Annotated in this window: 16 protein-coding genes and 4 pseudogenes; 7 read left to right on the top strand and 13 right to left on the bottom strand. The window is 67.3% G+C overall.

The features are described from left to right. Positions 1 to 8: 8 nt before the first annotated feature. The 6 genes from C7T91_RS11150 to C7T91_RS11125 form a co-directional block, all read right to left on the bottom strand. The gene (locus C7T91_RS11150; protein WP_108259281.1) at positions 9 to 1,223 is read right to left on the bottom strand and encodes a phage major capsid protein; all 1,215 of its coding nucleotides are present in this window, start codon (positions 1,221 to 1,223) and stop codon (positions 9 to 11) included. Between the two features lie 103 nt (positions 1,224 to 1,326). Beyond that, the gene (locus tag C7T91_RS11145; protein ID WP_108259280.1) at positions 1,327 to 1,917 is read right to left on the bottom strand and encodes a head maturation protease, ClpP-related; all 591 of its coding nucleotides are present in this window, start codon (positions 1,915 to 1,917) and stop codon (positions 1,327 to 1,329) included. Continuing rightward, a complete protein-coding gene (locus tag C7T91_RS11140; RefSeq protein ID WP_108259279.1) occupies positions 1,917 to 2,465 on the bottom strand; it encodes a hypothetical protein in 549 nt (182 codons plus the stop codon). The genes C7T91_RS11145 and C7T91_RS11140 overlap by 1 nt, the downstream gene beginning before the upstream one ends. A gap of 81 nt (positions 2,466 to 2,546) precedes the next feature. Further along, positions 2,547 to 2,804, bottom strand: coding sequence for a hypothetical protein (locus C7T91_RS11135; RefSeq protein ID WP_108259278.1), 258 nt, complete (start codon positions 2,802 to 2,804; stop codon positions 2,547 to 2,549). Beyond that, positions 2,801 to 3,022 carry a hypothetical protein gene (locus tag C7T91_RS11130; RefSeq protein WP_108259277.1) on the bottom strand — a complete coding sequence of 74 codons (222 nt, stop codon included), beginning with the start codon at positions 3,020 to 3,022 and terminating at the stop codon, positions 2,801 to 2,803. Before C7T91_RS11130 ends, C7T91_RS11135 begins: the two co-directional genes overlap by 4 nt. Before the next feature lie 15 nt (positions 3,023 to 3,037). Beyond that, complete coding sequence (locus tag C7T91_RS11125; RefSeq protein WP_108259276.1) at positions 3,038 to 3,190, bottom strand: Arc family DNA-binding protein; 153 nt, start codon at positions 3,188 to 3,190, stop codon at positions 3,038 to 3,040. A gap of 81 nt (positions 3,191 to 3,271) precedes the next feature. Here C7T91_RS11125 and C7T91_RS11120 point away from each other — a divergent pair, with 81 nt between their 5' ends. From C7T91_RS11120 to C7T91_RS35410, 3 genes and pseudogenes are all read left to right on the top strand, one after another. Beyond that, a complete protein-coding gene (locus C7T91_RS11120) occupies positions 3,272 to 3,568 on the top strand; it encodes an Arc family DNA-binding protein (RefSeq protein ID WP_108259275.1) in 297 nt (98 codons plus the stop codon). 47 nt (positions 3,569 to 3,615) lie between these two features. Then, on the top strand, positions 3,616 to 3,762 hold the full coding sequence (locus C7T91_RS32475) for a hypothetical protein (RefSeq protein ID WP_161555853.1): 147 nt from the start codon (positions 3,616 to 3,618) through the stop codon (positions 3,760 to 3,762). Between the two features lie 101 nt (positions 3,763 to 3,863). After that, positions 3,864 to 4,503 (top strand): annotated as a pseudogene (locus C7T91_RS35410) (hypothetical protein); the annotation flags it as partial. Between the two features lie 208 nt (positions 4,504 to 4,711). Here C7T91_RS35410 and C7T91_RS11110 read toward each other — a convergent pair. Next, positions 4,712 to 5,545, bottom strand: a complete 834-nt coding sequence (locus C7T91_RS11110) for an SHOCT domain-containing protein (RefSeq protein ID WP_108259273.1) — start codon at positions 5,543 to 5,545, stop codon at positions 4,712 to 4,714. Between the two features lie 326 nt (positions 5,546 to 5,871). Between C7T91_RS11110 and C7T91_RS11105 the strand changes: the two are divergent. Continuing rightward, positions 5,872 to 6,297 (top strand): annotated as a pseudogene (locus C7T91_RS11105) (aminotransferase class I/II-fold pyridoxal phosphate-dependent enzyme); the annotation flags it as partial. Between the two features lie 124 nt (positions 6,298 to 6,421). Next, positions 6,422 to 7,726: pseudogene (locus C7T91_RS11100) on the top strand (alpha-galactosidase); the annotation flags it as partial. 5 nt (positions 7,727 to 7,731) lie between these two features. Here C7T91_RS11100 and C7T91_RS33490 read toward each other — a convergent pair. From C7T91_RS33490 to C7T91_RS11075, 6 genes and pseudogenes are all read right to left on the bottom strand, one after another. After that, positions 7,732 to 7,977, bottom strand: a pseudogene (locus tag C7T91_RS33490) (FAD-binding protein); the annotation flags it as partial. A 7-nt stretch (positions 7,978 to 7,984) separates the two neighbouring features. After that, positions 7,985 to 9,037, bottom strand: coding sequence for a quinolinate synthase NadA (gene nadA / locus C7T91_RS11095; RefSeq protein ID WP_108259405.1), 1,053 nt, complete (start codon positions 9,035 to 9,037; stop codon positions 7,985 to 7,987). A gap of 219 nt (positions 9,038 to 9,256) precedes the next feature. Continuing rightward, positions 9,257 to 10,147: a LysR substrate-binding domain-containing protein gene (locus tag C7T91_RS11090; protein WP_108259271.1), complete on the bottom strand. Its 891-nt coding sequence runs from the start codon at positions 10,145 to 10,147 to the stop codon at positions 9,257 to 9,259. Between the two features lie 226 nt (positions 10,148 to 10,373). Beyond that, positions 10,374 to 10,637 (bottom strand): helix-turn-helix domain-containing protein, encoded by a 264-nt coding sequence (locus C7T91_RS11085; protein WP_407943286.1) that lies wholly within the window; start codon positions 10,635 to 10,637, stop codon positions 10,374 to 10,376. A gap of 47 nt (positions 10,638 to 10,684) precedes the next feature. After that, complete coding sequence (locus C7T91_RS11080) at positions 10,685 to 11,506, bottom strand: substrate-binding domain-containing protein (protein WP_108259270.1); 822 nt, start codon at positions 11,504 to 11,506, stop codon at positions 10,685 to 10,687. 47 nt (positions 11,507 to 11,553) lie between these two features. Further along, the gene (locus C7T91_RS11075) at positions 11,554 to 11,982 is read right to left on the bottom strand and encodes an ATP-binding cassette domain-containing protein (protein ID WP_236638165.1); all 429 of its coding nucleotides are present in this window, start codon (positions 11,980 to 11,982) and stop codon (positions 11,554 to 11,556) included. Positions 11,983 to 12,060: 78 nt separating this feature from the next. On the opposite strand from C7T91_RS11075, the gene C7T91_RS32470 reads away from it, so the two are divergent. Then, entirely contained in the window at positions 12,061 to 12,657 is a 597-nt protein-coding gene (locus C7T91_RS32470; protein WP_161555852.1) for a Mu transposase domain-containing protein, read from the top strand. Next, positions 12,654 to 13,424 (top strand): IS21-like element helper ATPase IstB, encoded by a 771-nt coding sequence (gene istB / locus C7T91_RS32465; RefSeq protein WP_161555851.1) that lies wholly within the window; start codon positions 12,654 to 12,656, stop codon positions 13,422 to 13,424. Before C7T91_RS32470 ends, istB begins: the two co-directional genes overlap by 4 nt. Positions 13,425 to 13,430: the final 6 nt, after the last annotated feature.

Here is a 13,430-nt window from a genome sequence, read left to right as displayed (position 1 = left end):
CGGGGCTGTTAGGCACCCGGATTCAGGGCCAGGGCGCGCCAGTCGAGGCACCCGAAGCCAACGTCCATGCGGACGCGGAATTCAACGGTGGGAGTCTCCCAGCCGGGTTTCGTCTCGACGCGGGGGCCGTTGCCGCCCACGAAGCTATGGGCGAGGCCGTCCGCGGTGTTGGGGTCGGCGGCGATGTACCACTGCGAAGCGCTCGCGAGGCCGGGCTCGACCAGCACCTCGAGGAAGCTGCACGGGTTCACGTTCTGGCTCTCGGTCGCCGTGACGGTCCCGACGAACTGCCGCGCGACAGTCTCCAGCTCCGGCGGAACCAGCAGGAAGCGCGGCCGGATGTCGAGCGCCTCACCCCCAACGCCGGTGCGGCGGCGCATCGCGGCAACCATGTTGCTGACGGCCGTGATGGTGATCAAAGCACCGGAGGATTCCTTGTTCCCGCGGGTCGCGCCGGTCCCGAAGATCGCGGTGCCGTCGTCCAGGTTGATGCCGTCGCCTGACGGGCCGACCAGCACGTCGCAAAGCCCCTGACGCATCCGCTCGGTCGCGGACTTGCGCATCTCCCGCTCGATGCCGGACAGCATGTCCACGCGGTCGTTCGCGAGCGCCTGCTCGGTGACTTTGAAGATCTTCCCGTTCGGCGCCGCGACGGGCATGCTCTGCCCCTCGTCATTGAGCGTCGTGTAGGTGAACTCTCCGTTCTCCTTCACAGGCGTGATAGTTCCGGTAGCGCCGGAGCGGATCATCTTCCGTTCGAGATAGTCCTCGTGCTCCATCATGCGCGAAATGCGCGTAATTTCCGGCTGGTGCTGCTGGTAGCCGCGGGAAAGCGCCAGCTCGACGGATGCCCCGATCACCGTGGAAATGAAGTCGCCGGAGTTGTGGCCCGGCAGCGAAGAGGACATGGAGATCTGGATGGCGTGGCGGTCGGACTGCGCGCGCGTACCGTGCTGTTGCATCCACATGCTTGCCATGGCGCCGATCGAGCTGCCCACGATCTCGCGCCCGGCGTCCAGCTTCACGCTGGGGTCGATGCGATGCGCCAGCGCCTGGGCCATCTTCACGCCCAGACCTTCGCCGTAATCCCAGGAGTAGCCCACGCTGGCGCGCTGCGCGGTTGCCTGCGGCTCGGTCTTGTCAATGCGGGCTTCGATCAGAACGTCAGCCGCGCGGGTGAGCGCATCGTCCTTGCTGGATGCCTCGGCCGTGATGGTCTCCACCTAGTTCGCCGTCAGCCGGTCGCCGAAGCGCTCGATCACAGCCATGCGGGCCTGTGCCTGCATGCGGGCTTTCAGCGCCGCCTGAGGCTCGGTCTTCTTTTCGTCAAGCGGCACTGTCCGCCTCCTTCTTCTGCTCGATTGCGCGCCATTGGCGCAGGAGTTGCTCCGGCGGGTGCCGGAACATCGTCGGGTCGAACGCCGCCATGGCGACTGGCTCGGCCTTCTCGATTTCGTCAATGAACCGGAGGGCGAGCGCGTCTTCCGCGTTCAGCCACGTCTCGGCCGACATCAGTTCGGAGATGAACTTGACCGAGTTGCCGGTCGCAGATGCGTAGGCCGCGGCATAGGTCGCGCTCATCTTGTCCAGCGTCTCGGCGCTGTCCCGGTGCTGCTTGGCGGTGCCGATCGTCATTGCGGACGGGTCGTGGATCATGATGAACGCGGATTCGCTCATGACGATGCGCTTTGCGCCCATGACCGCCAGAGAGGCCGCAGAAGCCGCCAGCCCGCGGACATAGGCCGTCACGTTGCCGTGCATCTCCAGCTCCGCCTTGATGGCCGCGCCCTCGGTCGCGATGCCGCCGGGCGAGTTGAAGACCATCTCGGCGTGGTCGGGATTGGCCTCCAGATGGGCCGCCACGGCTTGGGCGGTGCAGTTGCCTTCGCCGATGATGCCATCGATGCGGTAGGCCATCAGGCCACCCCCAGCTCTTCGGCGCGGCGCAGAACGCCGCGGGCGCAAGCCGATGCGTCAGCGATGAAGATCCGAACCGTATCCTTCCGGCCCGGGCCACCGGCTTCGCGCTTCTTCTTCTCGATGAAGCTGGGGAGTTCATCCAGCTCGCCAATGAACCAATCAGACCACCGATAGGAACCTTCGATCACAGCCTCGGGCGGAAGGTTGTCCTCATCAGGCGCAACATAGTCAAAAACGACCACGCCAGCCCAGAGGTTGCCCGCTGCGATGGCCTCCAGGCTTTCGTCGTCAGCAAGAGGCCAAGTGAAGCGGCAAACGTTGACCACGATTTTAGATGCGTAATCCGGATTGAGGCCCTGCAGTTGTGCCTTGTCCTTGGCCTCACCGCCCATCAGGTCCAATGCGAGCCGCTGCCGGAATGCGTGGTGAAGCGTGAACTCGTTCTTCTCCGGATGATCGATGAATGGAGTTTGGTCACGGCGATCCAAAACCTTGTACCTCTCGGCATCGGCGTTGGCACAGTGCAGGAAGGCGGCGCGTTTCATATCTGGTCCTCAGGTGTCATTTGACCCCAAAGTATCACGCGATACATTCTGGGTCAACTGACACCTGAATGAGTTCATGGATCAGGCAGGTTTCCCCGCCTTCTCCAGCGCCTCGGTCGCCGTGGCACCTCGCGCCGCCCTCTCGTCGTAGCGCATCTCGCCCACCATCGTGTGTCCGCGCTCTACCAAGGCCTCGATCTGCTCCAGGCAATCGACCATGGCCCCTAGCAATTCCTGCTGGCTCAGCCGGTCCTCGCCGTCGTGGAGGGCGATTGTTCCGATCTTGGCCATGGAGCCGATGCGGATAAGATGGCGGTCCAGATCGTCGTAGCTGGTCATGCTGCGCCCTCCTGGTCGGCGACGATCTCCAGCGCATCGCCGGACAACGCCAACATGCGTGCGAACTGGTTCTCCAGCGCGGGCAGCAGTTCACCGGGCGTCATCTGGCTTGCCGTGTCGGCCGCAGCGATGCCCATGCGGGCCAGATGGTTAAGGTCACAGAGGATGTCATGCAGGCGTGCGGCATCGGTCCCGCTGGCGGGGATCTGTTCGATCATCGGTGTTTCTCCTGGTTAGGTTTGGTCGGCTTCGGTGCGGGCCATGCGGTCGCGGATCGCCCGGATCACCTCGGAGTTCTGCGAGCTGCCGTTCTTCGCGGCCTCGGATGCAATCCAGGCTTTCAGGTCGGGCGGCAGGCGGAGCTGCATGGGCTTCCGATCGGTCATGGCGTCACCTTATGGCTCAATGCCATATTGGTGGCTCAGTGCCAGCATTGCGTCAAGCGATATTTATGGCATTTAGCCATCATGACAGAGCGCAAACCTCAGACGCAAGACAAGTTCATTGTTCGCCTGCCGGATGGTATGCGCGACCGGATTAAGGCCGCCGCTGATGCCAATGGACGAAGCATGAACGCTGAAGTTGTCGCGACGCTTGAGGAAGCGTATCCTGCGCCGGTCAGCCTTGATGACATAGTGGCAAGATTTGAAAGTGAGTTCAGAGGCTTTGTGGAAAGCAAGTACGTCCACAGAGAGTCATTGGCTTTGCACAAGGAACATCTTCAATCTTTCTTGGACCAGATTGACGCCGACGCTTCGGACTAAGAGGCCCACCTCGCGGATTTGGTCGGGGCTTCCGTGAAGGAGAAATCATGGACAACATCAAAGCAGCGGCCATTCTGGGCGGTGCAATATTGCTTGCGACTGCAGCCCACATCTACTTCAGCCCCTATTGGACCTGTGTTCGTGTGTATGGTGGTGGTGATTACCTAACCAAGGACTGCATGGCGTATAGATAGACCTAGGTCAGCTCGTTCCGAGTCACGAAACTAGCGAGCTTCGTGGATCTGGTCGCGGCGGATGCCGAGGTCGGAGGCGGTCGGCTTAGCGTTGTGAACTGGGCCCCGAAGCCGCCCTCGTTCCGCTCCGGGGCGGGGAGTTGCCGATCCGGCGCTGCACGCTGCGCAGCGAGACCGGGACTGCCGCGGGTCCGAATGGCCATCGCCCCCGGAACCTCTCGGCGGATGCCCCCAAGCGCCTGCAGGACGAGCAGGCCGGAGACTGGAGACGGGACCGTCGCGCCAGTGGCGCGGCGCAAGCCCGTCGGAATGCGGCATGATCCATGCAGGCACCGCCGCCGGGGCGGAGCTCGGGCGCAAGATGTTCCTGCGCAACTGGCGCCTCAAATGCCGCGCGGCCGCCAGCCTCGAGGGGGAAGGAGACCGTGGCCGCGAAAGTCCCGGAACGGCGGCCGGCCCTCCGGCTTCGCCCGTCCCGATCCGCCGCAATGGAGATCTGCGGGGACGGCCAACGCGGCAGAGCGCCTGAACGGGGAGGTCCGCCGCCGGATCAAGGCCCGGACCGGGCTGCCTTGCGCCGAGACCGTGCCGATGCCGCTCCGGGCCTTGCCGGCCTCCGGACAGATCCCCGCCTCTCGCAGTTTGCGGGCAAACCGCTGCCGGGCAGCGGATGCGCAAGGCCGGCGGCGGGAAACCCTCTCCCAGCCGCCCGGGCCGACGGCCCTTGGCCCCGCCGCCTGAACGGAGCCGGTTTCACCTGCCCGGAGCATGCCGCCCGGCAGTTTCCGTCACAGTCGCGACACGGCCGGGAACTCTGGCCGTCAGCTGATTTGAACAACAGCGCCGCGCATCGATCCGATCGCGGGCGCGGAGAACTGCTCGGCCGGCAACCGGGCCGCCGCCCGCGCCGGAGGCTCCGCCCGACTTGGGCAGGACCATCCCCTGGGGGTCAGAGCCGGGCGAGCAGCTCGGATTTCTTCGACTGGAACTCGTCCTCGGTCAGCACGCCCATGTCGCGCAGCTGGCCGAGCTTCTCGAGCGCACCGAAGACATCGCCCGAGCTCGCCTGCTGCTGCATCGGCTGGGCCGCCTGCACCGGTTCGGGCTGGGGCGCGGGCGCCGGCTGGGGCGCGTTCGTCCAGGACGGCTCCTGCTGCACCGGCTGCTGGCCCTGCCCCTGGCCGGAAACCACCGGCAGCTGGTTGAGATAGACCGTCCCGTACTGGCTGGTGAAGGTCCAGCTGGCATCGCCCGACTGCTGCTGGCCGACGCCGCCGATCTGGTGGTCGAGCGTGTCGTAGACCGTCACCTGCCCGTTCAGGTTCACCGCGAGGCGGCGGCTGTCGGGGAAAATCGCGTAGCTGAGATTGTTCTGCGAGCCCGAGGAAGACGGGAAGCCCAGCTCCTGCGGCCACCAGTTGCCTCCCGACCCCGAGAAGCTCATCGAGACGCCGTTGCCCTGGCTCTGGTACTGGCCGCCCGGCATCTGCGCCTGCACCGGACGCGGCGCGTAGAACGACCCGTTGAAATAGGCGTTCGAAATCTCGCCGCAGAGATTCGAGACCAGCGCCTGCAGGTTCGAGTTGAACATGTCGCCGACCATGGTCATGCCGCCCGAGGACCACTGGCCCATGCCGCCGAGTTCCGGCACCGAGAACTGCGCCTGGGTGCCGTTGCCGCGGCTGACCGCGTCCATCATCGCGCGCACCGCGTCCTGGGAAAGCCCGTAGCGCTGGCTGAGATCCGCCACCACCGCGGATCCATGCTGGGAAAGTTGGTCCATTGGTTGTCCCGCCGCCTGTGCGGCGCTCCTGTGCTGGGGATCGGCCCGTGCGCTAACATATAGGAGCTGAATGTGACACCGGAACCGGCCCGCCCCGTCCCCCTGTCACAGTTAAGCACCAGTCGGTTGGCCGGGGCGACGCTTGCGGCCGGATCTGCGCGGCATGTCTGTCGCCTTTCGCGCCGGATGCCGGAAAACCGGGCAGCCCGGCGGGGCCGCGCAGCGGATCAGCGCCCCAGCGCGTCCAGCACTTCGCGGGCCGCCGACTCGGCCGTGCGGGCGAGGGGCTCGATCCGGCGCATCTGCCCGCCGGGCTGGCGGCGGCGATGGTCACGCCCTCGCGGCATTATCCGACCGGCGTGGCCATGCCGCTGGCGCGGCGTCTGGCGCTGCTCGGCTGGGCGGAAGCGGCGGACGGCCTGGTGATCGAGGATGATTACGACAGCGAGTTCCGCTACCAGGGCCAGCCGCTGCCGTCGCTGGCGGGGCTCGACGGGCTCAGGCGGGTGATCTACATGGGCAGCTTTTCCAAGCTGCTGAGCCCCGGGCTGCGGATCGGTTACCTGGTGCTGCCCGAGCCGCTTCTGGCGTCGGCGCGGGACCATCTGGCGGTGACCGGCACGCGGGTCTCGCTGCTGCCGCAGCCGGCGCTGGCGGCCTTCATGGAGAGCGGCGAATTCGCCACCCATCTGCGGCGGATGCGGCGGGTCTACGCGAAACGGCAGGCGCATCTGCTCGCGGCGCTCGCGCCTGCCGCCGGTCTTCTGGATCTGCGCCCCGATCCCTCGGGGATGCATCTTGTTCTCGGCTTCGGCGCGGGGTGGCCGGGCCGCGTCTCCGACCGGGAGGTCGCGGCTATGGCCGGGGCGCAGGGTCCACGCCCTGCAGCTCGCCTGGTCGGGCGGCCACCGCTTCGTGGCCGAGGAACTGCCCGACGGCCGCCGCCAGCTGCAGATGGGCCGCGCCGGAGGCTCGGAACGGCCCGGACGGCACTTCCGGTCCTCGCAGATGATCTGCACCGTGTCGCGGGAGGGCGAGGCGGGGATCGCCCGCGCCTTCCAGACCCATCTGCGCGACCGCGTGGTGACCTGGCCCGATCCCGCGCGGCCCCGCCCGGTGCACTACAACTGCTGGGAGGCGATCTATTTCGACCACACGCTCGACGGGCTCTCCGAGATCGCCGAACGCGCCGCCGCGCTCGGGGCCGAGCGCTTCGTGCTGGATGACGGCTGGTTCGGGCGCCGCGACGACGACACCAGCTCGCTCGGCGACTGGACCGTCGACCGCCGCAAATGGCCCGAAGGGCTCGGCCCGCTGATCGCCCGCGTCCATGCGCTCGGCATGAGCTTCGGCCTCTGGGTCGAGCCGGAGATGGTCAATCTCGACAGCGATCTCTACCGCGCCCATCCCGACTGGCTCCTGGGCCGCGAGGACCAGCTGACGGGCCGGTTCCAATACGTGCTCGACATGGGCCTTCCGGAGGTGCGCGCCCATCTCTTCGCCGCGCTCGACGCGCTGCTGCGCGACCACGGGATCGACTATCTCAAATGGGACCACAACCGGCTCCTGCCGGTGGCCGACAGCGCCCAGGCCGAGGGCGCCTATGCCCTGCTCGACCAGCTCCGCGCCGCCCATCCGCAGGTCGAAATCGAAAGCTGCGCCTCTGGCGGCGGGCGGATCGACGCGGGCATCCTGGCGCGCACCCACCGCGTCTGGCTGTCGGATTCGAACGACGCGGTGGAGCGGCTGCGGATGCAGCACGAGGCCGCGCTGTTCCTGCCGCCCGCGGTCACCGGATCGCATGTCGGGCCGCGCTGCAGCCATTCCTCGGGGCGCATCCTGCCGATGGCCTTCCGCGCCTGGGTCGCCGCACAGCGGCACATGGGCTTCGAGATGGACCCGCGCGAACTGACCGGAGACGAGGCCGCGATCCTCGCCCGCGTGACGGCCTGGTGGAAGGAGACCCGCGGCTGGCGGCTCGGCGGCGTCACCCTGCCGCTCGACAGCGCCGATCCGTCGGTGATACCCGAGATCCAGATCGCTGCGGACGGATCGCGCTTCGTGCTGTTCTGCGGCCGCTGGGCCAGTTCGGCACAGTCCCTGCCCCGCCCGCAGCGCCTGGCCGGGCTCGACCCGGCGGCGCGCTACCGGTTGCGCCTGATCAACCCGGAGGACCGCCCGCCGCACGCCGCGACCTCCGGGTCCACGGTGCCCGCCCCCGCGCGGATCGTATCGATCGCATGGGCCTCGGGGCTGTCGGGCGCGGCCATGGCTGCGGCGACGCCGCCCTGCGCCCAGGCCGAGCTTGCACCTTCGCACAGGGGATCGGGCGAGATCATCAGTACCGGATGCGGCGCCAGCGCCAGCGCGGCATAGAGCGCGCCGAGCCCCGCTCCGACGATGATCACCCGCTCGGTGGCCAGCGTTTCCATATGCGGCTCAGGCAGCCATCTTGCGGCTGAGATCGATCATCCGCTCGACCGCGATCCGCGCCTTAGCGGCGACCTCCGGGTCGACCTCGACCGCGCCCTGCATGGTGTGCAGCGACCACAGCACCTTCTCCAGCGTGATCATCTTCATGTAAGGGCACATGTTGCAGGGGCCGACGAAATCGACCTCTGGATGCGCGTCCGAGATGTTCGAGGCCATCGAGCATTCGGTGACCAGCATCGCCTTCGCCGGTTTCTCGCGGGCGACGAAATCGATGATCCCCGAGGTCGAGCCGGAGTAGTCCGCTTCGGCCACCACGTCGGGCGGGCATTCCGGATGGGCGATGATCTGCGTTCCCGGATTCCACTCGCGGAAATCGCGCAGGTCCTGGGCGGTGTACTGCTCGTGCACGATGCAGGAGCCTTCCCACCAGACGATGCGCTTGTGCGGCACCTGCCGGGCGACGTTCTGCGCCAGGTACTGGTCCGGGGTCATGATCACCGTGTCGGCATCCAGCCCGGCGACGATCTGCGCCGCGTTCGACGAAGTGCAGCAGATGTCCGACGCAGCCTTCACCTCGGCGGTGGTGTTCACATAGGTCACCACCGGCGCGCCCGGATAGCGGCGGCGCATCTCGGCAATGCCCTCGGGCGTGATGCTTTCGGCCAGCGAGCAGCCGGCCTCCATGTCGGGGATCAGCACGGTCTTCGACGGATTCAGGATCTTAGACGTCTCGGCCATGAAGTGCACGCCGCATTGCACGATCACCTGTGCCTCGACCCGCGTCGCCTCGACGGCGAGCTGCAGGCTGTCGCCGACCACGTCGGCAATGCCGTGGTAGATCTGCGGCGTCATGTAGTTATGCGCCAGGATCACGGCATTGCGCTCGCGCTTCAGCCGGTTGATCGCCTCGACATAGGGGGCGTGCATCGCCCAGTCGAAAGGCGTCACGACGCGGCCCATCCGGGCATAGATCGCGCCCATCGCCTCGGCCTTCTCCATCGAAGGCGCCAGATCGTAATGCCGGGCCAGCTCCTCGCGGTCGACGGTCAGTTGCTGCATCGCGGTCATCCCCCCTGAGGTCCACGCTCCATCCGCCGGATGGCCGGACCGGTCCCCTGAAATCGACAGTGCACGCTGGAAGTGCGCAGGGAGCTATACCGGGGCGGCTTCGCGAGACAAGGCGGAACCGGGGCCTTTTCGACACATTCGGGTCACTTTATTGCGCAAATCACACGATTTCATTTGCATAGATACGGAAATTCCCGCGTCGCGGGAGAATCACTGCCGTCCGGAGAGCCGCGCGATCATCGCCGCCGCCGCCCGCGTGCGGTAGCGTCCGGGATGGGCCAGCAGAGCGAAAGCGCGCTCGGGCCGTTTCGTCCAGGTGACCTGCCGGAGCGCCACCGCGCCGCTGGCACCGGCGAATTCGGCGGCGCGGCGCGACAGCATGGCCAGCCCCTCCCCCGCCGCGACCGCCGAGAGGATCGCCTCGTTCGAGGGCAGCTCCAGCGCCACCGCCAGATCCGTGACGCCGAAGCCCAGCTCGCCCAGATGATGCTCGAATTCCGAGCGCGTGCCCGATCCCGGTTCGCGCAGCAGCCAGGGGAAGGACAGGTAGTCGGTGCCGCGGATCGCCCGCCCGGCCAGCGGATGACTTGCGGCCATGACCAGCACCAGCTCGTCGCGCGCCACCACCTGCCGGGTCAGGCTGCCCTGCGGCACGTCGCCTTCGACCATGCCCAGATCGGCATGGCCCGCCATCACCGCGGCGGCGACCTGCGCGGTATTGCCGGTCTCCAGCGTAAGCTCCACCAGCGGATGCGCCGCGTGATAGGCCATCAAGAGCGGCGGCAGCCAGTAGCTGGCCACCGTCTGGCTGGCATGGAGGCTGAGCCTTCCCAGCGTCTTCTGCGACAGGTCGTCGAGCATCAGCTCCGCCGACTCCGCCTGCGCCAGCACCGCCCGCGCCGCTCCGGAAAAGCGCGTTCCCGCCTCCGTGATGCGGATGCCGCGGCCGATCCGGTCGAAGAGCTTCACGCCGTGCTGCGCCTCCAGCGCCGCGATCGCCGAGGATACCGCCGATTGCGTCAGGTTCAGCTGCCCGGCGGCGCGGGTGACATGGCCCTCGCGGGCGACGGCGAGGAAGATGCGGAGCTGGTCGAGCGTCATGGCCAAATCATAAGTTCAATCGATCATTGGGACAAAGACAATCCGTTATACGGAACGGTTGCGGCAGGGCAGACTGGGCACATCGCGTGAGAGGTTCCGATGTCCGATGTCTCCCTGCCGCGGATCGCGGCGCCCCGCCTGACGCCCTTGCTGCCCGGCCTGTGCCTGTCCGCGGCCATCGCCCTGGCCGCCGTCGCGGTGCAGCGGCTGAGCAGCATGGCCGCGCTCAGCCCGCTGATGCTGGCCATGCTGGCGGGCATGGCGCTGCGGAACCCGGCCGCGGCGCCGCCGCCATGGACCGGCCGCCGCGGGCGCCCTCGATCCAGGCGCGGATTTCGGCGGCGGGAAACAGCAGCTTGCCGGTGGCGCGCGAACAGGGCAGCTCGCCGGAGGCGGCCAGATCGTAGACCTTGCGCTCCTTGAGGCGCAGGAGCTCCGCCAGTTCGCGGACGGTGAGGTATTCGTGGGGCGGGATCTGCAGGTCGGTCATGGGCTCGCGTGGTCTGGGGACGGCGGCATGCCGTCCCCCGCAAGCTATCAGGATTTGGGCGCGTTGGGGAAGAACAGCTGCTGGCCGTCGACCTCATAGGCCGCGATTGCCTGCTGGCCTGCCTCCGAGAGCAGCCAGTCCGCGAAATCCTGTGCGGCGTCGATCTTCGCCGAGGGACAGTGGTCCGGGCTGACCGGGATGACGCCGTACTGGTTGAACAGGTCCTCGTCGCCCTGGACCTCGATGGCGTAGTCCTGCTTGTTCTGGAAGCTGATCCAGGTAGCGCGGTCGGTCAGCACATAGGCGCCCATGCCGATCCCGGCATTGAGCGTCGCGCCCATGCCCGAGCCGGTTTCGCGGTACCACTCGCCCGAGGCGGCGGTCGGATCGATGCCCGCAGCCTTCCACAGCGCGGCTTCCTTCTTGTGGGTGCCGCTGTCGTCGCCGCGCGAGGCGAAGAGCGCGCCGCTTTCGGCGATCTTGGCCAGCGCCGCTTCGGCATCGGTCATGCCCTTGACGCCTGCCGGGTCGCTGTCCGGGCCGACGATGACGAAGTCGTTGTACATCAGGTCGGTGCGCTGGGTGCCGTAGCCCTCGGCGACGAAGGCTTCCTCGGAGGCCTTGGCATGCACGAGCAGAAGGTCGCCGTCGCAGTTTTCCGCGTTGCGGATCGCCTGTCCGGTGCCGACGGCGACGACATTGACGGTGATGCCGCTGTCTTCCCCGTAGATCGGCAGAAGGTAGTCGTAGAGCCCCGAATTCGCGGTCGAGGTGGTCGATTGCACGATGATCGAAACGTCGTCGGCAAGCGCCGCCCCGGCGAAGCCGAGCGGCAGCGCTGCTGCGGCGATGATCCTTGCGATGGCCATTGGGGGAGTCCTTTCTGCCCGTATGTCCGGAAAATTGCGGCGGGGGATCACAGGAGGATCCGGCCCGCCAGATAGTCCCTTGCCGCCTGCGACCGGGGCTCGGGAAAGAAATCGGCGGCGGCGCTGTGCTCGGCAACGCGGCCGCGATGCAGGAAGACCACGTCATCGGCGATGCGCCGGGCCTGCCCGATGTCATGGGTGACGAAGACGATCCGGGTCCCTGCCGCGCGGGCCCCGGCGACGATCCTCTCGATGACCAGCACCGAGGCCGGGTCGAGGCTGGCGGTCGGCTCGTCGAGGAACAGCACCTCGGGATCGGTGGCGAGCGCGCGGGCCAGCGCCAGCCGCTGCGCCTCGCCGCCCGAGAGCAGCCTTGCGCCGACTTCGGAGCCCTTCTCCAGCACCACGACCGAGAGATCCGCGTCGAGCTGCTTCAGCCGGATCTCGAAGGGCGCTGGATCCTGGGGCGTGATCAACGAGACCTACCGGCGATTTGCGGCGCAGCTGAAGTTTCACGTGGATGCCTGCCAGCCGCGGCACCCGCAGGGTTCGCCATGAGGCCGCCATCGGTCCGAGGCCCATGGCGGACGGGCAAGGTCGAGCGCCACGTCCGCGATCTGCGCGAGACGATCGACCCGCGCCGCGAAGCGTTCGGGAGCCTCGAACAGTTGCAGGCGGAAACCGATGCACGGCTCGAGGAGCGTGCCGGGCGACTGCGCTGTCCGCTGACGGGCACCAGCATCGCCGATGCCTGGGAGCAGGAGCGCCGGTTGCTGACCCCCTTGCCGGAGACGCTCCCGGTGCCCTTCGATGTCGTCGTGCGCCGACCGGTCGGGATCGATTGTCTCGTCAGTTTCGAGGGGCGGCAGTACAGCGTGCCATTCCGCTTCGTCGGGCAGGAGGTCGAGGTCCGCGGGCTGGCTGGGCATGTGCAGATCCTCAAGGACGCTGCAGTGATTGCCGAGCATGCCCGCCGGACCAGCCAGCTGATCCTGCGCGACGAGGCGCATTACGAGGGCGTGGACACGGACCGGGTCCGCGCGCCCCTGCCGCTCGGGCGGATGGGTCAGCGCATGGCGGAGGTCGCGGCCGAGAAGGTTCAGCATCGTTCCCTCGACCTCTATGCCCGGCTGGCAGAGGTGGCACGATGACCGCCCCGCGCGTGAAGCTCGACATCGACGCCACCCGCGAGAGGCTGTCCGCGCTCGGCATGGTCCATGCGGTCGGCGCGCTCGAGAACCTGCTTTCGGACGCGGTGCGGACGGACATGCCGGCGCATGTCTTCCTCGACCGGCTTCTCGATGCCGAGCGGTCCGGGCGGGAGGAGCGGCGCATCAGCACGATGCTGAAGACGGCGAAAATCCCGGCTGGCCAGACGCTGGAGAACTTCGACTTTGCCTTCCAGCCCGCGATCGAGCGGTCGCGCATCGAAACTCTGGCGACGGGAGCGTGGATCAGGAACGCGGAGGTGGTCCTGATGCAAGGCCCGCCGGGCGTGGGAAAATCCCACTTGCTTTGCGGTCTTGGAATCCGGGCGATCCAGCTCGGCTTCTCGGTGCAGTATTTCCGGTTCGACGAATTGCTGACGGCGCTGAAGACGGACGCACATCTTCCGCCCGCCCGCCTGAAGAGCCGGAAATACATGTCCAGCTCGCTGCTTCTGGTCGACGAGATGGGCTACGACCCGATGAGCCGGGAGGAGGCCAGCCTGTTCTTCCGGCTTGTCAGCTACCGGTACGGCCGCGGGGCCATGATGATCACCACCAACAAGAGCATCCGCGACTGGACCGAATTGCTGGCTGGAGACGAGGTGCTCGCCACCGCCATTCTCGACCGGCTGCTGCACCGTTCGCACGTTCTCAACATAAAGGGGCGGAGCTATCGGCTGCGCGATCTCGAGGACGCTCTGAAGGGCTGAATGAAA

Source organism: Mangrovicoccus ximenensis (assembly GCF_003056725.1).
GTDB lineage: Bacteria > Pseudomonadota > Alphaproteobacteria > Rhodobacterales > Rhodobacteraceae > Mangrovicoccus > Mangrovicoccus ximenensis.
The sequence above is the reverse complement of the archived record's forward strand: the minus strand, read 5'-3'. Positions and strand labels throughout refer to the sequence as shown.